Here is a 17,382-nt window from a genome sequence, read left to right on the forward strand (position 1 = left end):
ACCCCGTAGACCGACTGATCGGTATGTCAAAACGCGTCCACTATGCACCAGCGCGACGGAGCGCATAAGTGTTAACGCGGGTAAGGCCGCGGACTACCGCAGTTCCTCGGGACACGGCGTACCGCGCGGGAGTTGATAGGGCGCAGCGAGCCGGTAGACGCCCGCGCGCGGGGCCAGCAGCTCGGTCCACTCGTCGCCCTGCCAGTCCTCCTCCGCCTTCAGCAGACAGCCGTGCGGATTGTCGAAACTCCTCGGCCCGTCCTGCCGCAGCTTGGACTCCGCCGTCTCCTGCGGGCCCTGCACGCTCTTGCCCTCCTCGTCGACGAGGCCGAGCCACGGCGAGTACGGGACCCGGATCAGCACCCGGCCCGCCGACCGCACACGGATCGTCAGCTCCCCCGCGCCCGCGTGCTCGACCGTCGCCGGCGGGTCGGCGATCGGCATCGGGTCCTTGACCGCGTACAGCTGCCAGTTCGCGTCCCCCCACACCCGGGTCAGATACGGCTGCCCCTTGCTGACCAGCTCGGCCTCCCGCACCGCACCGCTGGAGTCCGGGCGCCCCTTCGGCAGCACGACGTAGTGCACGGCCCAGCGGTCCAGCCACGCGCGGTAGCTCTCGGAGGTCAGCACGTTCTCCCCGTCGTAGAAGAGGGGGTTGCGCTTCATGTCCGCCTGGCGGTTCCAGCCACGCGCGAGGTTGACGTACGGGGCGAGCGCGGACGCCTCGCGGTGGCTGCTCGCCGGGACCACCTCGACCCGGCCGCGCTCCGCGCCCACGCGCTGCAGCCGGTCGACGAGCGGCGCGAGTTCCCTGTTCCAGGAGGCGGTCGGAGCGGTGCGCACGATGTCGTCGACGCCCTTGAACCCGATCCAGGCGTTCAGGCCCGCGAAGGCGATCAGGACCGCGTACCACTTGCGCGAGCGCGGCATCGTGTACGGCAGGGCCGCGAGCAGCACGACACCCGCGAACAGCATCGGCAGCCGGGACACGTTCGACCCGATCTGCGAATCGATCAGCCAGGTCAGCACCGTGCCGAGGGCGTACACGGCCGCGCCCGTCCGGACCGTGCGCCAGTGCTTCGGTACGAGGACGAAGACGAGGACGCCGAACGCGAACGGCAGCGACGTCGACAGCAGCGACATCGGCTGCGTACCGGAGAACGGGAACAGCCAGGCAGAGAGCGCCACGACCACGACCGGTGCGAGACCGACCGCGTACGCGCCCGGGCGGCGGCCGTTCAGGAACAGGGCCGCGGCCACCACGCCGAGGAACAGGCCCGCGACCGGGCTGGCCGCGGTGGCGAGCCCGGCGAGCGGGGCGGCGACCGCCGCCTTCGCCCAGCGGTTGTGGCGCCAGCGAGGCGGCCAGCAGAAGACGGCGCCGACGGCGGCGAGCGCGAACATCATGCCGAGACCGAAGGTGACCCGCCCGGACAGCGCGTTGCACAGGAACGCGAAGACACCCGCGAGCCCGCACGCCACCGGATTCCGCACGGCCCGCACGCGCACGAGCATCAGCGCCGTCAGGGCCGAGGAGACCGTCCCCGCGAGGATCATCGTCGTCCGTACGCCGAGCACGGACATCAGGTACGGGGAGACGACGCTGTACGAGACGGGGTGCATCCCGCCGTACCAGGCGAGGTTGTACGCGGAGTCGGGGTGCCGGCCGACGAACTCCGCCCAGGCGTCCTGGGCCGCGATGTCGCCGCCGCTGTTGGCGACGAGGAAGAACCAGAGCAGGTGCAGGAAGGCGGCCGACGCCGTGGCGAGGGCGACGGGGTGGCGCATGAGGCGGGCGGGCAGCCCGTCCGGCCGCCGGCCGCCCGGCCGGTGCGCGACGTCCGAGACATCCGAGACATCCGAGACATCCGACCCACCGTCATGGGCGGGGAGAACGGGCTGTATTCGCGGCCCGCGGCGCCGGTCCGGTTCCGTGCCGCCGCTGTCGGGCGTGCCCTGGTCGCGGGCCTCGGGCGCGGCGGTGTCGCCGCCGTCGGGCGTGGCCGTGCTGCTCCCGTCCGCCCGTGTCGGCTCAGCGGTGGTCACTGCGGCTCTCCCCGTTCTGTCCCTGTCTGCCGTCGTCTCCCGGGCCTTGCCGGCTCCGTCATGTGCCGTCCGTACGGATAGGACGCCGTCCCTGCGTCCTTCAGTTGCCCGGGGACGCTAACACGTGGGCGCCCCGGTCACCCGGGACGCCCACGTGTGCCGAAGAACCCCTAGACGATACGGGTCAGCTTGTCGCCGAAGCCCGGTTCCACGAGGTCCTGCTGGAGTGCGACCGGCACGCTGATGGTGCCCGCGCCGGAGCCTGCGGTGAGGCTGCCGACGACCGTGCCCGCCTTCGCCGTGTGCGGCAGCTTCTTCCCGCCGTCGGTGATGCCGAGCTCGACCTTCAGGCTCGACCAGCCGACGACCGTCATGTCCTTGGTCGCCACGACCGGGGTACGGCCGCCGAGGCCGTCGTCGACGTGACCGACGACGTCTCCCTTCTTCACGACGGTCTTCGCCTCCAGCGCCTCGCGGGTCGCGACGAGCACCTCCTCGCTGACGCGGTTGACCGTCTCGAGGATGGACGGCTTGTGCTGCCCGAGCACCGCGCCGACGATCGTCTGCGTCGTGCCGCCGATGTCCTTGTACGCGGCGAAGAGCAGGTTGCCGCCGGCCTTGGTGGTCGATCCGGTCTTGATGCCGATCGCGCCGTTGCGGGGCATCAGCGTGTTGTAGTTGCTGTGCCGCTTGCCGGACGGGTCGTACCACTCCTGCTGCCGGGTGATGTCCACCATGGCCTTGTTCTTCACCAGCGCCTGACCCAGCTTCACCTGGTCGGCCGCCGTGGAGACGGTGGTGGCGTTCAGACCGGACGGGTCGGTGTACGTCGTGTTCGTCATGCCGAGTTCCTTGGCGGTGTCGTTCATCTTCTTGACGAACGCCTTCTCGGAACCGGCGTCCCAGCGGGCGAGCAGCCGGGCGACGTTGTTGGCGGACGGGATCATGATCGCGCTGAGGGCGTCGCGCTCGGAGATCGTGTCGCCCTCCTTGATCGTGTTGAGGGTCGACTCGTCGTTGGTCTGGTCGTAGCCGCCCTCCTTCTCGGCCAGGGCGTCGACGGGAATGGACGCGCCGTCCTCGCCCCGCTTGAAGGGGTGGTCGCGCATGATGATGTACGCGGTCATCGTCTTGGTCACGCTGGCGATCGGCACGGGCTTCTCCTCGCCGAACTCGCCGACGACGCCCAGCCCGGACACCACGATCTGCCCCTGGCCCTCACCGGGCCACGGGAGCGCGGGCTTGCCGCCGTCGAAGGAGACCTCCGCGTCGGCGGTGAGCGCCAGCTGCGGGTCCGGGAGCGGACGGACCATCTGCACGACCGCAAAGACGATCAGCAGGAACAGGACCAGCGGGGTCCAGATCTTGATGCGCCGCACGACCGTGCGGACCGGGGTCTCCGGCGGCGGCGGGGTGTTCGTCAGCTCGGCGAGCAGGTCGAGCGGGGGCAGCGGCGGCATGGGCTGCTGCTTGGTCCGCTCGGCCTCGGTGAGCGACGCGGGGGGCAGCGGCGCGGATGAAGCCTGCGGCTTCCGGGGGGAGGCGGCGCTCGCCTCGTCGCGCCGCAGCGGCACGAAGGTGCTCGAACCCTGGGAACCGGATGCGGAGGCGGCAGCGGATTCGTTCGCGGACGGCGTCGCGGACGGCGTCGCGGCCTTCTTCGCAAGCTCCGACTCGGAGGCCGGCTTGGGCACCGGAGGCAACTTGAGCGCCGTCGTGGGCTGATCGACGGCCGGGCGGCGCAGCGCCTTGAACGTGGTGGTGGGCTGGTCGACGGCGGGGCGCTCGTCGCTCTTCGCCTTCGGCTTCGCATCCGCGTTCACGTTCACGTTCGCGTTCGCAGACGCAGACGCAGACGGTTCGGCGCCCTCGGCGTCCGCGGCCTCAGCGGAAGCTTTCTTCCCGGGGGCGTCGGCCGGGGCCGCGGAAGGCTCCGCGTCCTCGTTCGTCTTACCGACCCACGCGGCCACGGCCGCGCGCAGGCGCGCGTCGTTGCCGCCGGACTCCTCGGAGGTCGCGCCGTCCTGCGGGGTGTCGCCGGAAGCGCCCTTGACGGCGTCGGACGCCCCACGGGCGGGCAGCGTCCGGAAGACCGCCGTCCGCTCGCTCAGCGGGGGCTCAGGAGCCGCGGAGGACGCCTCCGTGGACCGCCGGGCTGACGAGGCCGCATCACCGTCGGGGGAAGCCTCGCCGGACTCCTCGGCGGAGGACGCCGACGTCGACTCCGCCTGCGAAGCCACGCCGGACCCGGCCGCAGGGACCGACGCCGCACGGGCCTCACCCGGGACACCGCCCTCGGCCCGGCCGGCCGCGTCCACCGAGGACGCTTCGCCCTCGGCAGCAGCCCCACCGGCCGCGTCCGCCGCGCCTACGGCCTCAGCCGCGTCCGCGCTGTCAGCACCGCTCGCGCCGGCGTCAGTGGCCGCACCGGCCGCCTCGGCCGGGGAGGCCGGGCTCTCGGCCACGCCGTCCTCGTCGGCCGCGTCCGCCGACGCATCACCCTCGTCCTCGGAGGCAGTCGCCACGCCGCCCCTCTCCGCCCGGGAGGCAGGATCCTCCCCCACGCCCGCCCGGGACGCCTGGGCCGCGCCGGGGTCCACATCCGCCTCCGCGGTCGCGGCGGCCTCGGCCGCCCCCCGCGCGGGCAGCGTCCGGAACACCGCCGTCCGCTCGTTCGCCGGCGGCTCGGCAGCCGACGCGGACGACTCGGAAAGGGCCTCTGACGAGGCCCGGGAACCTTCGCGGAACACGGCGAGCCGCGGATCGCTTTCGCGCCCCGTCGTCTCCCCCGACGACTTCCGCTGCTCCGACCTGCCGGGGGACTCGCCCGCCACCGTGCCTCCTTCGTGAGTCATTGCCATGTGCCATGCGTATTCGGGTGCGTACGCACACCCGCGTGCGGCACGACGAGTGTCACCACGAGCCTCGAGGACCGAGCGCCCGCCGTGTCCGAACCATCTACCAGTGTCCTGTGTGAGCGCTTGGCTCCCGTGCTAGACGAGAACGACATACCTATCGGTTCCCTAACAAAGCACCCAGGCGCTCTCGACAGACCAATGTGAGAGGGGTCACCCTGTCATTCATCCACGCGGGGAGGCATGGATGGGCAGGAGCCGCAGAACACTTCCGGAGGAGCTTCTGCTGCTCGCTCTGGACCCGGCCACGGGTACCACAGCGCAGCCGCAGTCGCTCGACCTCGGCCTGGCCGGGGCACAGCTAGTAGAGCTGGCTCTGGCAGGACGGATAGCCCCAGACGGGGATCGTATCGCCGTGGTGATGCCACGGCCGACCGGAGATCCGACCCTGGACTCCGCACTGGAACTGCTGCGCCGACGTGGCAGTCCGGTACGGGCGGTCCACTGGATCGGCGGGCCCCGCCTGGGGCTGCGCCAGATTTACCTCTCGCATCTGGAGCGGTGCGGCATGGTGCATGCCGTGGCGGGTCAGATGTGCGGAGTGCTGCCGACGACTCGCTACCAGGCGACGGACACGGCGATCAGCCGGGACATCAGGGCCCGGCTGGACAGTGCGATCCGCACCGGTGTACCGCCGGACCCGCGGACCGCGGCGCTCGCCGCGCTGGCCCACGCGGTCGGTCTCGGCAAGCACCTGTACCCCGGGAACGAAGGGCGTTCCTCGAGGTCCCGGCTGCGGGACCTCATCAGGCACGACCCGATGGGCGGTCTCGTGGCGCACGCCGTCATGGACGTCCAGAACGGTGTTGCGGCCCAGCCGCGCCGCAACCAGCCGGCGACCGCGAGCGGCCGTCAGCCGGGTCCGGTACCGATGCAGCCACGCCGCAGCGGCATGGCCCGCGTCGCCGCGCACTGAGCGCGACGCCGCCGCAGCGCGTACCGCAGCACCACCGCTCGGGCATACGCACCATCCGCACCGCCGCACCGCCGCACCGACGTCCCCAAGACCCGGTTCGGGAGCCGCAGAACGCGCGGGGCAGCTTCATTGCTGCTCCGCGCGTTCGCGTGTGTGGCCATTTGGCAGCGCAGGAAGGCCGATTGGTGGCAGTCTGCTGAACAGTAGATACGCAGAGCAACGCGGTCGGAGGTGCAGTTTCCGTGGCGTCCAACGTCAATCCCACTGTTCGGAGACGCCGATTGGGTCAGGAGCTGCGCCGGCTCCGGGAGCTGAAGGGCATGACGGCCGAGGAGGTCGCGGAGCGCCTGCTCGTGTCCCAGTCCAAGATCAGCAGGCTGGAGAACGGCCGCCGCTCCATCAGCCAGCGCGACGTCCGTGACCTGTGCGGGGTGTACGAGGTCGAGGACCACCGCATCGTGGACTCGCTGATGCAGATGGCCAAGGACTCCCGCCAGCAGGGCTGGTGGCACGCGTTCGGTGACATCCCGTACAGCGTGTACATCGGTCTGGAGACCGACGCGGCGAGCCTGCGCGTGTACGAACCGCAGGTCGTGCCCGGCCTGTTGCAGACCCGCCAGTACGCCGAGGCGCTGATCGCCGGCGCCCTGCCGGAGAGCGGGGTCACGGACATCGAGAAACGGGTCAGCGTCCGGCTGCGCCGCCAGGAGCGCATCAAGGACGCCGAGCACCCGCTGCGGCTGTGGGCGGTCATCGACGAGGCCGCGCTGCGCCGCCGGGTCGGCGACCAGCAGCTCATGCGCGAGCAGCTGGAGCACCTGGTGGAGCTGTCCCATCAGCCGCACGTCACGGTGCAGGTCCTGCCGTTCGACATGGGCGCACACCCGGGGATCAACGGGCAGTACGCGATCCTCGAGTTCCCCGACGCCTCGGACTCGAGCGTCGTCTACATCGAGGGCGTCACCAGCGACCTGTACCTGGAGAAGGCCAACGATGTGCAGAAGTACAGCGTCATGTACGAGCATCTGCGGGCCCAGGCGCTGAACGTGGACCAGACGCGGCAGTTCATCGAGACGATCGCGAAGGACTACGCGCGGGAGACCGCGGGCCGCTTCGACGGCTGAAGCGCCGCACGGTACACCACTGGGTCGGTGTGACGGAAGAGTCGCCTGGTATATGCCATCCGGTCGAGTGAATGCCCATCTCGCGCTCCCAGCGCGGCGAGTAGCGTCGATCACGCCAGCAAGAACGTTGGCGCACATCACATCACTTGCCGAAGCGGAGCGATCATGGCAATCATTCAGGGCGCCACGGAGACCTGGACGAAGTCCTCGTACTCCACGGGTAACGGTGCTTGCGTAGAGGTCAAGTCCCCCGTGGTCGACGCGATTTCCGTGCGTGACTCCAAGGTCACCGCGGGCCCGACGATCACCTTCGTGCCCGACTCGTGGAATGCGTTCGTGAACGAAGTGGCGCAGAGCGCGTTCGGTCGCGACTGAGCGCGGCGCCACGGAAGCCCCATCGAGTACCAGCCAGAACCGGACAGCACCGACAGGAGCCCTCTCGACTGGTTCGCCGTCCCGGCCGAGGGGGCTCGGCCTCCCCCTCGGGTCTTCGCCTCGGTGCTACCGGAGCAGGTCGACGTAGCGGTCGGTCCCGGGGATCGTCGGGACGAAGGGAGCAACCAGTTCCACGCGGCCGAGTCCGGTCGCCTCGACCGCCGCGTCGAGCCCGCGGAACGTCGGCTCCCAGCACTCCCTGGGGTCCGCCTCCAGGAACCACAGCAGAGTGAGCCGGGTGTCCACGCCCTCCACCTGCTTCACATAGGTCATCCGGTCGCCGGGCAGCGGCGTCGGCCGGAAGACGGTCACCATCGCCGCCGCCGACCCGGCCAGCCGTTTCGGCAGATGCCGCGCGCACAGCCACTCCAGCAGCTCCCCGCGTTGGCCCGTGCCCTGTGCGTCGACGACCTCCAGGACGAGCCCGGCGTACGGATGGTCCAGCGCGTGATGATCGCGCGGGCCCGCCGCTCCGTCGCGGTAGACAGTGGCCTCGTGGTCCTGGAACGCGGTGAAGACGTGCGTCCGCTGCTGATGGACCCGTCCGTCGCGGTTGAGTCGCTTGTTGATGGCGACGGTCCACTTCATGTGGTCGTCGTAGCGGCCCTCGGTGATCCAGTACGTCGAGAGGTAGCACCCGGCCGTCACGGGCCGGGCGACGGCGGACGTGGCGGGGTGGCGCAGCAGTTGCAGGTCCCGGGTCGCCACCCAGCGCCGCCCGGCGTAGATCCAGGGCATCGCCATCGCGCCGGCGTAGTAGTGGTCGTCCTCGTACCAGCGGTTGTACGCGTACTCATGGCCGGGATGCGGCTCCACCATGGTGATCAGGGCATGGCCGGGGCGCACCCCGTACGGGCCGACGCCCGCCAGCTCCGCGTACACCTCGCTGCGCGTGTCCTCGTTCACGGTGCCCGCTCCCTTCCCTCCGCCATCGGACGGACCTACTCTGACGGTCCGTCAGATAATTGGCCAGAGCGGGGAGGCGTCGGGATGCCGCTGCGAGACAGGACCGTCGTCGTGTCCGGCGTCGGCGCGGGCCTCGGACACCAGGTCGCGGCCACCGTCGTACGGGACGGGGGCAATGCGGTGCTGGGCGCGCGCACGGAGGCGAATCTGGCGGCGTCGGCGCGCGAGATCGACCCCGGCGGCACGCGCACCGCCTGTCGCGCCACGGACATCACCGACGAGGCGCAGTGCGAGGCGCTCGCGGCGCTCGCGCTGGAGCGCTTCGGGCGGATCGACGCGGTCGTCCACGTCGCCGCCTGGGACAGCTGCTTCGGCGGCCTGGAGGACGCCGACTTCACGACCTGGCGGCAGGTCCTGGACGTGAACCTGCTGGGCACCCTGCGCATGACCCGCGCCTGCCTGCCGGCACTGAAACAGCGGGGAGGCTCGGTCGTGGTCATCGGCACGCAGTCGGCCGTCGCCGCCCCCTCACAGGTGCGGCAGGCGGCGTACGCGGCATCGAAGGGTGCGCTGACCTCGGCGATGTACTCGCTGGCGCGCGAGCTCGGCCCGCACCGGATCCGGGTCAACACCGTACTGCCGGGCTGGATGTGGGGGCCGCCGGTGAAGGCGTACGTGCGCATGACCGCGCGGACCGAAGGGGTGCCGGAGGACGAGGTGCTCGGGCGGCTCACCGGGCGGATGGCCCTGCCCGAGCTCGCGACCGACGCGGACGTGGCCGAGGCCGTGGCGTTCCTCGCCTCCGACCGCGCGCGGGCGATCACCGGCCAGTCGCTGCTCGTCAACGCGGGCGAGCTGATGCGCTAGAGCGCGCCTCCCTCCTCTCTTCCGGCCGCACGGGACGCGCCCCGTGCGGCCGTTTTTTCACCCTTCTGTCGGTCACACACATGAACACAGGTCAATAACTCGAACGATTTTACTCGGACTTGACCCTCCCATCCGTTGTCGCGCCGCAGTGGATCGCCACACCATGAACGGCGTTCACAAGGCGGACCGGACCCCTGGAGGGGGCATGAACAGTCTCGACTGGGCCGTGCTCATCGGCTACTTCGGCGTGATGGTCGCGATCGGCGTCTGGTCCCACAAGCGCGTGGACGACGTCAGCGACTTCTTCACCGCGGGCGGAAAGATGCCGTGGTGGCTCTCCGGCATCTCGCACCACATGTCGGGCTACAGCGCCGTCATGTTCACCGGCTACGCGGCCATCGCGTACACGTACGGCATCACCTCGTACGTCACCTGGTCCTTCCCGATCGCCATCGGTATCGCGATCGGCGCACGGCTCTTCGCGCCCCGGCTCAACCGGGTGCGCTCGCGGCTGCATGTCGCCTCACCGCTCGAATACCTGAAGAACCGTTACAACCTGCCGACCCAGCAGGCGCTCGCCTGGTCCGGTGTGCTGCTGAAGATCGTCGACGTCGGCGCCAAGTGGGCGGCCATCGCCACACTGCTGTCCGTCTTCACCGGCGTCTCCCTCAACACGGGCATCCTGATCACCGGGGCGGTCACCGCCGTCTACTGCACGGTCGGCGGACTGTGGGCCGACGCCCTCACGGAACTCGGCCAGTTCGTCATCCAGTTCGTCGCCGGCATCGCGATGCTCGTCGCCGTCATGGCCGAACTCGGCGGCTTCAGCAGCCTGTGGACCGTGTGGGACGAGCCGAAGCTGGCCGGGCACGCCGAACCGCTGGCCGGTCCGTACATGATGGTCTTCCTGATCGCGTACCTGTTCATCAAGACCTTCGAGTACAACGGCGGCATGTGGAACCAGGCCCAGCGCTATATGGCCACCGACACCGCGAAGTCCGCGCAGCGCTCCGGGGCCCTGTCCGCGGTGCTGTGGCTGGTGTGGCCGCTGGTGCTGTTCTTCCCCATGTGGGTCGCGCCGCTGCTCATCGAGACCGACGTGCCCGCCGACAGCTACGCGCTGATGGCCGAACAGCTGCTGCCGCACGGCCTGCTGGGTCTCGTCATCGTCGGCTTCTTCTCCCACACGATGGCCATGTGCTCGTCCGACGCGAACGCCATCGCGGCGGTCGTCACCCGCGACATCATGCCGGCGATGTCGCGCAAGGCGCGCGAGTGGGACACCCGCATGGGGCTCCTCGCTGCGCGCTGGACGACGCTGCTCTTCCTCGGCCTGTCGATGGCGATCGCCACGCAGGTCAACTCGCCCTTCTTCGGCGACATCATCACCGTCGTCATCAAGTGGGTCGCCGGCCTGATGGGCCCGATCGCCATCCCGCTGATGCTCGGCCTGCTCCCCTGGTTCCGCAAGAGCGGCCCGACGGCGGCGCTGCTCAGCTGGGGCGTCGGCCTGGTCGCCTTCTGGCTCGTCAACTACCCGATCAGCTGGAACGTCGAGGGCGGGGTGCCCTTGCAGTACCAGGTCTCGGTGCCGCTCGTCGTCTCGCTGGTCCTCTACGTCGTGGTCGGCTGGATCAAGCCGGAGGCGACACCGGAGCGGGACGAGGTCCTCGCGAAGATCAACACGGACGGTCCGTCGGGGACGGGTGCGGCGGCGGCTCCGGTGCCGGCACCTGCCGGCACGGGCACGGCGGACTGACGCCGTGCGGGCCGGGGGGCCTTGCCCCCGCCCTCGGCCCGGCACCCCCGGGATGCGACGGCCTCAGGCCAGTTCCGGGGCCGTCGCGCGGGGATAGCGCGCCAGCCAGCCCGGCGCCGTGGACGTCGGGCTGTGCAGCGCCGGCCCCTGCGTCATCTCCATCGCGAAGTCGTCCGCGATCTCCAGCAGCGTCCCCCGCCCCTCCAGCTCGCACAGCCACGCCGGCGGCAGCGCCGTCTCCCCGTGGAGCGCGCCCAGCAGGGCACCGCACACCGCGCCCGTCGCCTGCGACGGGCCGTCGTGGTTCACCGCGAGGCGCAGGCCGTGGCGGATGTCCTCGCCGACGAGCGCGCAGTACACGGCGATCGCCAGCACCTCCTCCGCGTACCCGTTCTCACCGAGCGCCGCGACGCGGGTGGGGCTCGGGATGCCCTGACGTACGGAGCCGAGCGCCTGCTTGAGCGCGTCTGTGACGGGCTGGTGGCCGGGCCGGGCCGCCAGCTGCGCGAGGGCGCGCTGCACCGCGCCGTCGAGGGTCTCCCCGCGGGCGAGCCCGTGCACGATCACGGCGAACGCCCCGGCGGACAGGTACGCGGTCGGGTGCCCGTGGGTCTGCGCCGCGCACTCCACCGCGAGCTGGCACACGAGCTGCGGCTCCCAGCCCACCAGCAGCCCGAACGGCGCCGAGCGCACCAGCGCGCCCGCGTCCCGGGCGGTGGGGTTCTTCGGTGCCTGCAGCGTGCCCATGGTCTCGTCGCCGAGACCGGTCAGGCACTCGCGGGACGGGCCGCGGCGGGCGTAGAGCCATTCCTCGCACGCCAGCCAGCCGTTGTCCTTGCGGCGCTCGTCCGGGCCCCAGTCGCGCTGCGTCGCGGCCCACCGCAGATACGCGCGGTGCAGGTCGGTCGGCGGATGCCAGGCCCCGGTGTCCCGCCGCACCTGGGCGCGGATCAGCCCGTCGACGGAGAACAGGGTCATCTGGGTGGCGGCGGTCACCGTCCCCCGGCGCCCGTCCACCGGCACGAAGTCGACCAGGCCCTCCGGCCCGTGGGCCTCGCGCAGCGCGTCGAGGCCCGCTCCCGCGGCTCCCGCGCCGAGCGCGTCGCCGATCGCGCCGCCGAGGAGGGCGCCGCGTACGCGGGCACGGAAGTCCTGCTGCTCGGCCCGGCCCCACACGGCCGCGGCTGCTGCACTCACCGTGCCCTCCCCGACGTCGAACGAACACTGCCCGGCGCAGCACTGTAATCGAACGGGCACGGGGCCCTCGGAGCGCGCAGGGGGATCGCGCAGGTATGTCGACGAACTCCCCGGACGCCGGAAATGACCGGCCGGCGGGTGAGCGCGGGGCGCCGCGCGCCCACGGCGGGCGCCGTCCGGGCCACGGCCCGGACCACAGCGGACGCCCCGGGCCCACGGCCTCGACCACACCGAGTGCCTTGCCGGCCCACGGCCCGGACCACACCGGGTGCCCCGGCCCACGACGGGCGACTGCTGGCCCGCGGACCCGACCGCAGCGGACGCCTGCCGACCCACGGCCTCGACCACACCGGTGCCCGCCCGCCCCACGGCGGTGCCGCCCGGCCCACGGCCGGGTCCGCGCGACCCAGGTGGGTGCCGCCCGGCGGGCGCCGCCCGGCCCAAGGACCCGACCACGGCGGGTGCCGCCCGGGCCACGGCCTCGACCACAGCGGGCGCCGGCCCGCCCCACAGCGGGCGCCTGCCGGCCCACGACCCGACCGCAGTGCGCCCGCCGGCCGCACCGCATCCCAGTCAGTCCGGCAGCAGCGGCAGCAGCTCCGGGAGGTGTCCGTCGGACGCCGCGGCCGCCTCCTGGCGCTCCCGCGGCACCTCCCCGTACAGGGTCGTCCGCGGCTTCGCCGGCCGGCCCGCCGCCTCGGCGATGGCGGTGAGGTCGCGCACCGACCGGTAGGAGCCGTAACGCGAACCGGCCATCCGCGAGATGGTCTCCTCCATCAGCGTGCCGCCGAGGTCGTTCGCGCCGGAGCGCAGCATCTCCGCGGCGCCCTCCACGCCGAGCTTGACCCAGCTGGTCTGGATGTTGGTGATGTGCGGGTGCAGGAGGAGCCGGGCCATGGCCGTGACGGCCCGGTTGTCGCGGTCCGTCGGGCCGGGCCGGGCGATCCCGGCGAGGTACACCGGCGCGTTGGTGTGGATGAAGGGCAGCGTCACGAACTCCGTGAAACCGCCGGTCTCCTGCTGGATACGGGCGAGGGTACGGAGGTGGCCGAGCCAGTGCCGGGGCTGGTCCACATGCCCGTACATCATCGTGGAGCTCGACCGGATGCCGAGTTCGTGCGCGGTCCTCACGACGTCGATCCAGGTGGCGGCGGGCAGCTTGCCCTTGGTCAGCACCCAGCGGACCTCGTCGTCGAGGATCTCGGCCGCGGTGCCGGGGACGGAGTCGAGCCCCGCCTCCTTCGCGGCCGTGAGCCATTCCCGGATCGACATGCCGGTGCGGCTGGCGCCGTTGACGACCTCCATCGGCGAGAAGGCGTGCACATGGATGCCGGGGACGCGCTGCTTCACCGCGCGCGCGATGTCGAAGTACGCCGTGCCCGGCAGGTCCGGGTGGATGCCGCCCTGCATGCACACCTCGACCGCCCCGACGTCCCACGCCTGCGCGGCACGGTCGGCGACCTGGCCCAGGGACAGGGTGTAGGCATCGGCGTCCGTGCGCCGCTGGGCGAAGGCGCAGAAACGGCAGCCGGTGTAGCAGACGTTGGTGAAGTTGATGTTCCTGGTGACGATGTAGGTCACCTCGTCACCGACGACGTCCCGGCGCAGCTCGTCGGCGATGCGGGTGAGCGCGTCGAGGGCGGGCCCGTCGGCGTGGAGGAGCGCGAGTGCCTCGTCGTCGGTGAGCCGCGTCGGGTCGTCCGCGGCCCGGCTCAGTGCCTGCCGCACGTCCGTGTCGATGCGCTGCGGCACCATGCCGGGCGCCGCGGCCTCGCGCAGCGCCTCCCAGTCCCCGTAGACGTCGTCGAAGTCGTCGCGCCGGTCGTGCGTGCGGCCCTCGGAGTCGATGGTGCGGTGCAGGTCCGTGCGCCCGTTCGCCGTGAACCCCTCGTCGGGCTCCTGCCAGGGCAGCCCGGCGGGGATCGCGTCCTCGCGGGCGAGCCCGGTGCTCGGGTCGGCGAGCGCCTGGACGTGCGGGAACAGCCGGGGGTCGAGCCACGGCTCGCCGCGCTGTACGAACTCCGGGTACACGCACAGCCGTTCGCGCAGCTCGAACCCCGCGGCGGCCGACTGCTCGGCGAGCTGGTCGATCTGCGGCCAGGGCCGCTCCGGGTTCACGTGGTCGGGGGTCAGCGGGGAGACGCCGCCCCAGTCGTCGATCCCGGCCCGCAGCAGCCTGGCGTACTCGCCGTCGACGAGATTGGGCGGCGCCTGCAGGCACGCCGAGGGGCCCATGATGTGCCGGGCGACCGCGACGGTGGCGACGAGCTCGTCCAGCTCGGCGTCGGGCATCCCGCGCATGGCCGTGTCCGGCTTGGCGCGGAAGTTCTGCAGGATGAGCTCCTGGATGCCGTGGTAGGCACGGGAGATGCGGCGCAGCGCGAACAGCGACTCCGCGCGCTCCTCGTACGTCTCGCCGATCCCGATGAGCAGGCCGCTCGTGAACGGGACGTTCGACCGGCCCGCGTCCTCCAGGACGCGCAGCCGTACGGCCGGCTCCTTGTCCGGGGAGCCGTAGTGGGGCCCGCCCGGCTCGGACCACAGCCGCTCGGCCGTCGTCTCCAGCATCATGCCCATCGACGGGGCGACGGGCTTGAGCCGCTGGAAGTCGGTCCAGGACATGACCCCGGGGTTGAGGTGGGGCAGCAGCCCGGTCTCCTCCAGGATCCGGATCGACATGGCGCGCACGTACGCGATCGTGTCGTCGTACCCGTGCGCGTCCAGCCACTCCCGGGCCTCGGGCCAGCGGTCCTCGGGCTTGTCCCCGAGGGTGATCAGCGCCTCCTTGCAGCCGAGTGCGGCCCCGCGCCGGGCGATCTCCAGGACCTCGTCGGGCGACATGAACGCCCCCGCACTCTTTGAGGCGGGAGGTGCCCCCTCCGTAGCCCGCGCGCGGCGGAGCTTGCCGGGGACGGTGGCGAAGGTGCAGTAGTGGCACTTGTCGCGGCACAGGCGGGTGAGCGGGACGAAGACGCTCTTCGAGTACGTGATGACCCCAGCCCGCCCAGCGGCTTCCAGCCCCGCGTCCCGCACCCGGCCGGCGGAGGCGGCCAGGTCCTCCAGGTCGCTCCCCCTGGCCTGCAACAGCACGGCGGCCTCGGCGACATCGAGGGCCACCCCGTCCCTGGCCCGCTTGAGCGCACGCCGCATGGCGTTCTCTGTGGGCCGTCCCGCGTCGTGCCCGCCCTGGTGATCGGTCATGCTGCGAGCATACGAGCGGGTGCTGACCGGGCGGCCGGTGCGGCTGAGTATCAGCGCCTATTCGGCCTGGTGTCACCTGCGGATACGTGCCGGGACCGGCCCCCCGTAGCGTCCACGGCATGATCGACGACCTCGAACACCGCCGTTTCCCCGTTCTCCGGTGGCTCTGGATCACCTTGGCCGTGATGATCGGCGCGCCGGTGCTGTTCGTGCTCGGCCTGTTCGTGACGTACGGGATCGAGAGCGCGACGCCGGAGGACTACCCGCGCGTGGCCCCGCAGAAGATGGCGGACCGGGCGGCCGCGCGCTCGCAGGAGGCGTACGAGGTCGCGGGCTTCGACACGGTGCTCCCCGCAGGGCAGTACAACGGGTTCAGCGCCGACTCGTGCTACCCCGGCGGCCTGGAGAGCATCGCGGACACCCCGGTGGAGAACGCGTACGCGCTGTCCCACGGCTGGCAGCTGAACGACGTCCCGCGCGACGAGGCACTGGCGGCACTGGCCCGCCTGCGGGACCACCTGAAGGCGGACGGCTGGGACATCACGTCGTACGAGCAGCAGCAGGCCTCCCAGGACTGGATCCTGCGCCTGGAACGCGGGGAGAGGGAGCGCCAGGTGTACGAGTGGATGGCGGAGGGCGGCCGCTTCTTCGGGGGCGTGCACATGGAGTGCGCGTACGCCCCGGCGGCGGAGGCGTCCGAGACGTCCAGCGGCTCGTCGTACGAGACGGGGCTGGTGGCACCGGCGCTGGGGGCCGGGGCGTGAGGGCGTGGTCACGGACCCTGAGGACTTCCGGCACGAGGCGTTGCTGGAACTGGAGGCAGGGGACGGTGCCCAGTTGTGAGTGAGTTCGTCACGCCCGACCCCCAACTCCTGATCAACGCCTTCGGCGTCGCACCGGAGATCACGGGTGAGACCCAGAGGACCTTGCGCTTCAAGGAGGTCACCGGCGAGGACGTGACGTTCTCCTATGACGCCATCGGCCGATCCGTGGGTGTCTCCTGGCTCACCGATTCGGGAGAGCTGAGGATGCGTCTCTTCCGCGAAGGGGCACGGCTGCTGCGAGTTGTCGAGGAGGACGGGAGAAGCTGCCTCCTGGTGGAGTTCAGGACAGCGGACACGGCGGGCGAGCTGAAGGTGCAGATCCTTCCTGTGGTGAGTGTCACCGAGAGCATGCTGTTCGCTGTGAGTCGCGACGAGCTGTGACCCTCGGTAATGCTCTGGGTGCACGAGAAGCGTCATCGGCGTTTGGCCGGTTTGCCGGGGATTAGGCCCGTTATACGTTGCTGATGAGAAGACGCACGTGGCAGCATTCCGGACGTGACTGACAACGGGGATGACATAGCGAGGCCGCAACACGCCTCCCGACTGGCCGACTTGGCTGAGGCATCCGTGCCGGTGGAAAGCCCTGCACCAGCGGTTGAAGCGCCGGTCTCCGCACCCGACTCGACTCCGGTGGACGCGGGCTCGGATGAGCCAGTGGCCGCTGAGCCGGTGGATGAGTTGGTGGTGGCGCGGCGGGGGTTTGCACGTTTGCTGGGGGAGTTTCGGCGGTCGGCGGTGTTGGTGCCGTTCGATGCGCGGGGGAGTTTGTGGACGGCGGATTTCAACGGGGTGCGGTGGATCTGTGCGTTCTCGGACGAGGTGGCGTTGGCGCGGTTCGCGGTCGCGCAGGGGGATGCGGTGCGTGAGTTGGCGTACCGGACGGTTCTGGGTGCGCGGTTGTTGGATGTGATGGTGCCGATGCTGCCGGGTCCGGGCGGGGTGGCGTTGGATGCGGGCAGTGATGAGGGGATGGTGTTTCCGCCGGTTGCGGGGATCGTGCCGGATGCGGTGGCGGTGGATTTCGGGGGGACGCGGTGAGTGGGGGCGAGCCGGAGCTGAAGGCTCCGCCGGCGGCGCTGGCGGAGATCGCGAGCGGGATCAATCTGGCGCATGCCGAGCTGAAGGAGCTCGGGATGATCGGCGAGGCGTCGGTGGGGCGTGGGTTTGCGGATCTGGCGTTGTCGGGGCTGGA

Annotated in this window: 13 protein-coding genes; 8 read left to right on the forward strand and 5 right to left on the reverse strand. The window is 71.3% G+C overall.

From position 1 onward, the window contains the following. Positions 1-93 precede the first annotated feature (93 nt). Together ACF08N_RS29400 and ACF08N_RS29405 are read right to left on the reverse strand one after the other, a co-directional pair. Entirely contained in the window at positions 94-2,046 is a 1,953-nt protein-coding gene (locus tag ACF08N_RS29400; RefSeq protein WP_392327734.1) for an MFS transporter, read from the reverse strand. Positions 2,047-2,216: 170 nt separating this feature from the next. Beyond that, positions 2,217-4,907: a D-alanyl-D-alanine carboxypeptidase gene (locus ACF08N_RS29405; RefSeq protein ID WP_392327735.1), complete on the reverse strand. Its 2,691-nt coding sequence runs from the start codon at positions 4,905-4,907 to the stop codon at positions 2,217-2,219. A gap of 241 nt (positions 4,908-5,148) precedes the next feature. Between ACF08N_RS29405 and ACF08N_RS29410 the strand changes: the two genes are divergently transcribed. From ACF08N_RS29410 to ACF08N_RS29420, 3 genes are all read left to right on the forward strand, one after another. After that, complete coding sequence (locus ACF08N_RS29410; RefSeq protein ID WP_392327736.1) at positions 5,149-5,877, forward strand: GPP34 family phosphoprotein; 729 nt, start codon at positions 5,149-5,151, stop codon at positions 5,875-5,877. A 242-nt stretch (positions 5,878-6,119) separates the two neighbouring features. After that, on the forward strand, positions 6,120-7,001 hold the full coding sequence (locus ACF08N_RS29415; protein WP_392327737.1) for a helix-turn-helix domain-containing protein: 882 nt from the start codon (positions 6,120-6,122) through the stop codon (positions 6,999-7,001). 165 nt (positions 7,002-7,166) lie between these two features. Continuing rightward, positions 7,167-7,376: a DUF397 domain-containing protein gene (locus ACF08N_RS29420; RefSeq protein ID WP_307714976.1), complete on the forward strand. Its 210-nt coding sequence runs from the start codon at positions 7,167-7,169 to the stop codon at positions 7,374-7,376. A 126-nt stretch (positions 7,377-7,502) separates the two neighbouring features. Here the strand turns inward: ACF08N_RS29420 and ACF08N_RS29425 are convergent, their stop codons facing one another. Beyond that, positions 7,503-8,342 (reverse strand): hypothetical protein, encoded by an 840-nt coding sequence (locus ACF08N_RS29425; RefSeq protein WP_392327738.1) that lies wholly within the window; start codon positions 8,340-8,342, stop codon positions 7,503-7,505. Between the two features lie 84 nt (positions 8,343-8,426). Here ACF08N_RS29425 and ACF08N_RS29430 point away from each other — a divergent pair, with 84 nt between their 5' ends. Both ACF08N_RS29430 and ACF08N_RS29435 read left to right on the forward strand, forming a co-directional pair. Further along, the gene (locus ACF08N_RS29430; protein ID WP_392327739.1) at positions 8,427-9,209 is read left to right on the forward strand and encodes an SDR family oxidoreductase; all 783 of its coding nucleotides are present in this window, start codon (positions 8,427-8,429) and stop codon (positions 9,207-9,209) included. A gap of 205 nt (positions 9,210-9,414) precedes the next feature. After that, positions 9,415-10,968, forward strand: a complete 1,554-nt coding sequence (locus ACF08N_RS29435; RefSeq protein WP_392327740.1) for a sodium:solute symporter family protein — start codon at positions 9,415-9,417, stop codon at positions 10,966-10,968. A 63-nt stretch (positions 10,969-11,031) separates the two neighbouring features. Here the strand turns inward: ACF08N_RS29435 and ACF08N_RS29440 are convergent, their stop codons facing one another. Together ACF08N_RS29440 and ACF08N_RS29445 are read right to left on the reverse strand one after the other, a co-directional pair. Beyond that, positions 11,032-12,165 carry an ADP-ribosylglycohydrolase family protein gene (locus ACF08N_RS29440; protein ID WP_392327741.1) on the reverse strand — a complete coding sequence of 378 codons (1,134 nt, stop codon included), beginning with the start codon at positions 12,163-12,165 and terminating at the stop codon, positions 11,032-11,034. Between the two features lie 573 nt (positions 12,166-12,738). After that, positions 12,739-15,366, reverse strand: a complete 2,628-nt coding sequence (locus ACF08N_RS29445; RefSeq protein ID WP_392327742.1) for a bifunctional FO biosynthesis protein CofGH — start codon at positions 15,364-15,366, stop codon at positions 12,739-12,741. Positions 15,367-15,485: 119 nt separating this feature from the next. Between ACF08N_RS29445 and ACF08N_RS29450 the strand changes: the two genes are divergently transcribed. From ACF08N_RS29450 to ACF08N_RS29460, 3 genes are all read left to right on the forward strand, one after another. Then, positions 15,486-16,130 (forward strand): hypothetical protein, encoded by a 645-nt coding sequence (locus tag ACF08N_RS29450; protein WP_392327743.1) that lies wholly within the window; start codon positions 15,486-15,488, stop codon positions 16,128-16,130. 75 nt (positions 16,131-16,205) lie between these two features. Next, positions 16,206-16,571: a hypothetical protein gene (locus tag ACF08N_RS29455; protein WP_392327744.1), complete on the forward strand. Its 366-nt coding sequence runs from the start codon at positions 16,206-16,208 to the stop codon at positions 16,569-16,571. A 114-nt stretch (positions 16,572-16,685) separates the two neighbouring features. Next, positions 16,686-17,228 (forward strand): SseB family protein, encoded by a 543-nt coding sequence (locus tag ACF08N_RS29460; RefSeq protein WP_392327745.1) that lies wholly within the window; start codon positions 16,686-16,688, stop codon positions 17,226-17,228. Positions 17,229-17,382 lie beyond the last annotated feature (154 nt).

The sequence above is a fragment of the Streptomyces sp. NPDC015127 genome (assembly GCF_043080095.1).
Taxonomy (GTDB): Bacteria; Actinomycetota; Actinomycetes; order Streptomycetales; family Streptomycetaceae; genus Streptomyces.

Bases quoted from the DNA above. Each gene is read 5' to 3' on its own strand.
- ACF08N_RS29405 (WP_392327735.1), bottom strand. From the start codon at position 4,907: ATGGCAATGACTCACGAAGGAGGCACGGTGGCGGGCGAGTCCCCCGGC.
- ACF08N_RS29410 (WP_392327736.1), top strand. From the start codon at position 5,149: ATGGGCAGGAGCCGCAGAACACTTCCGGAGGAGCTTCTGCTGCTCGCT.
- ACF08N_RS29420 (WP_307714976.1), top strand. From the start codon at position 7,167: ATGGCAATCATTCAGGGCGCCACGGAGACCTGGACGAAGTCCTCGTAC.
- ACF08N_RS29430 (WP_392327739.1), top strand. From the start codon at position 8,427: ATGCCGCTGCGAGACAGGACCGTCGTCGTGTCCGGCGTCGGCGCGGGC.
- ACF08N_RS29435 (WP_392327740.1), top strand. From the start codon at position 9,415: ATGAACAGTCTCGACTGGGCCGTGCTCATCGGCTACTTCGGCGTGATG.
- ACF08N_RS29445 (WP_392327742.1), bottom strand. From the start codon at position 15,366: ATGACCGATCACCAGGGCGGGCACGACGCGGGACGGCCCACAGAGAAC.
- ACF08N_RS29450 (WP_392327743.1), top strand. From the start codon at position 15,486: ATGATCGACGACCTCGAACACCGCCGTTTCCCCGTTCTCCGGTGGCTC.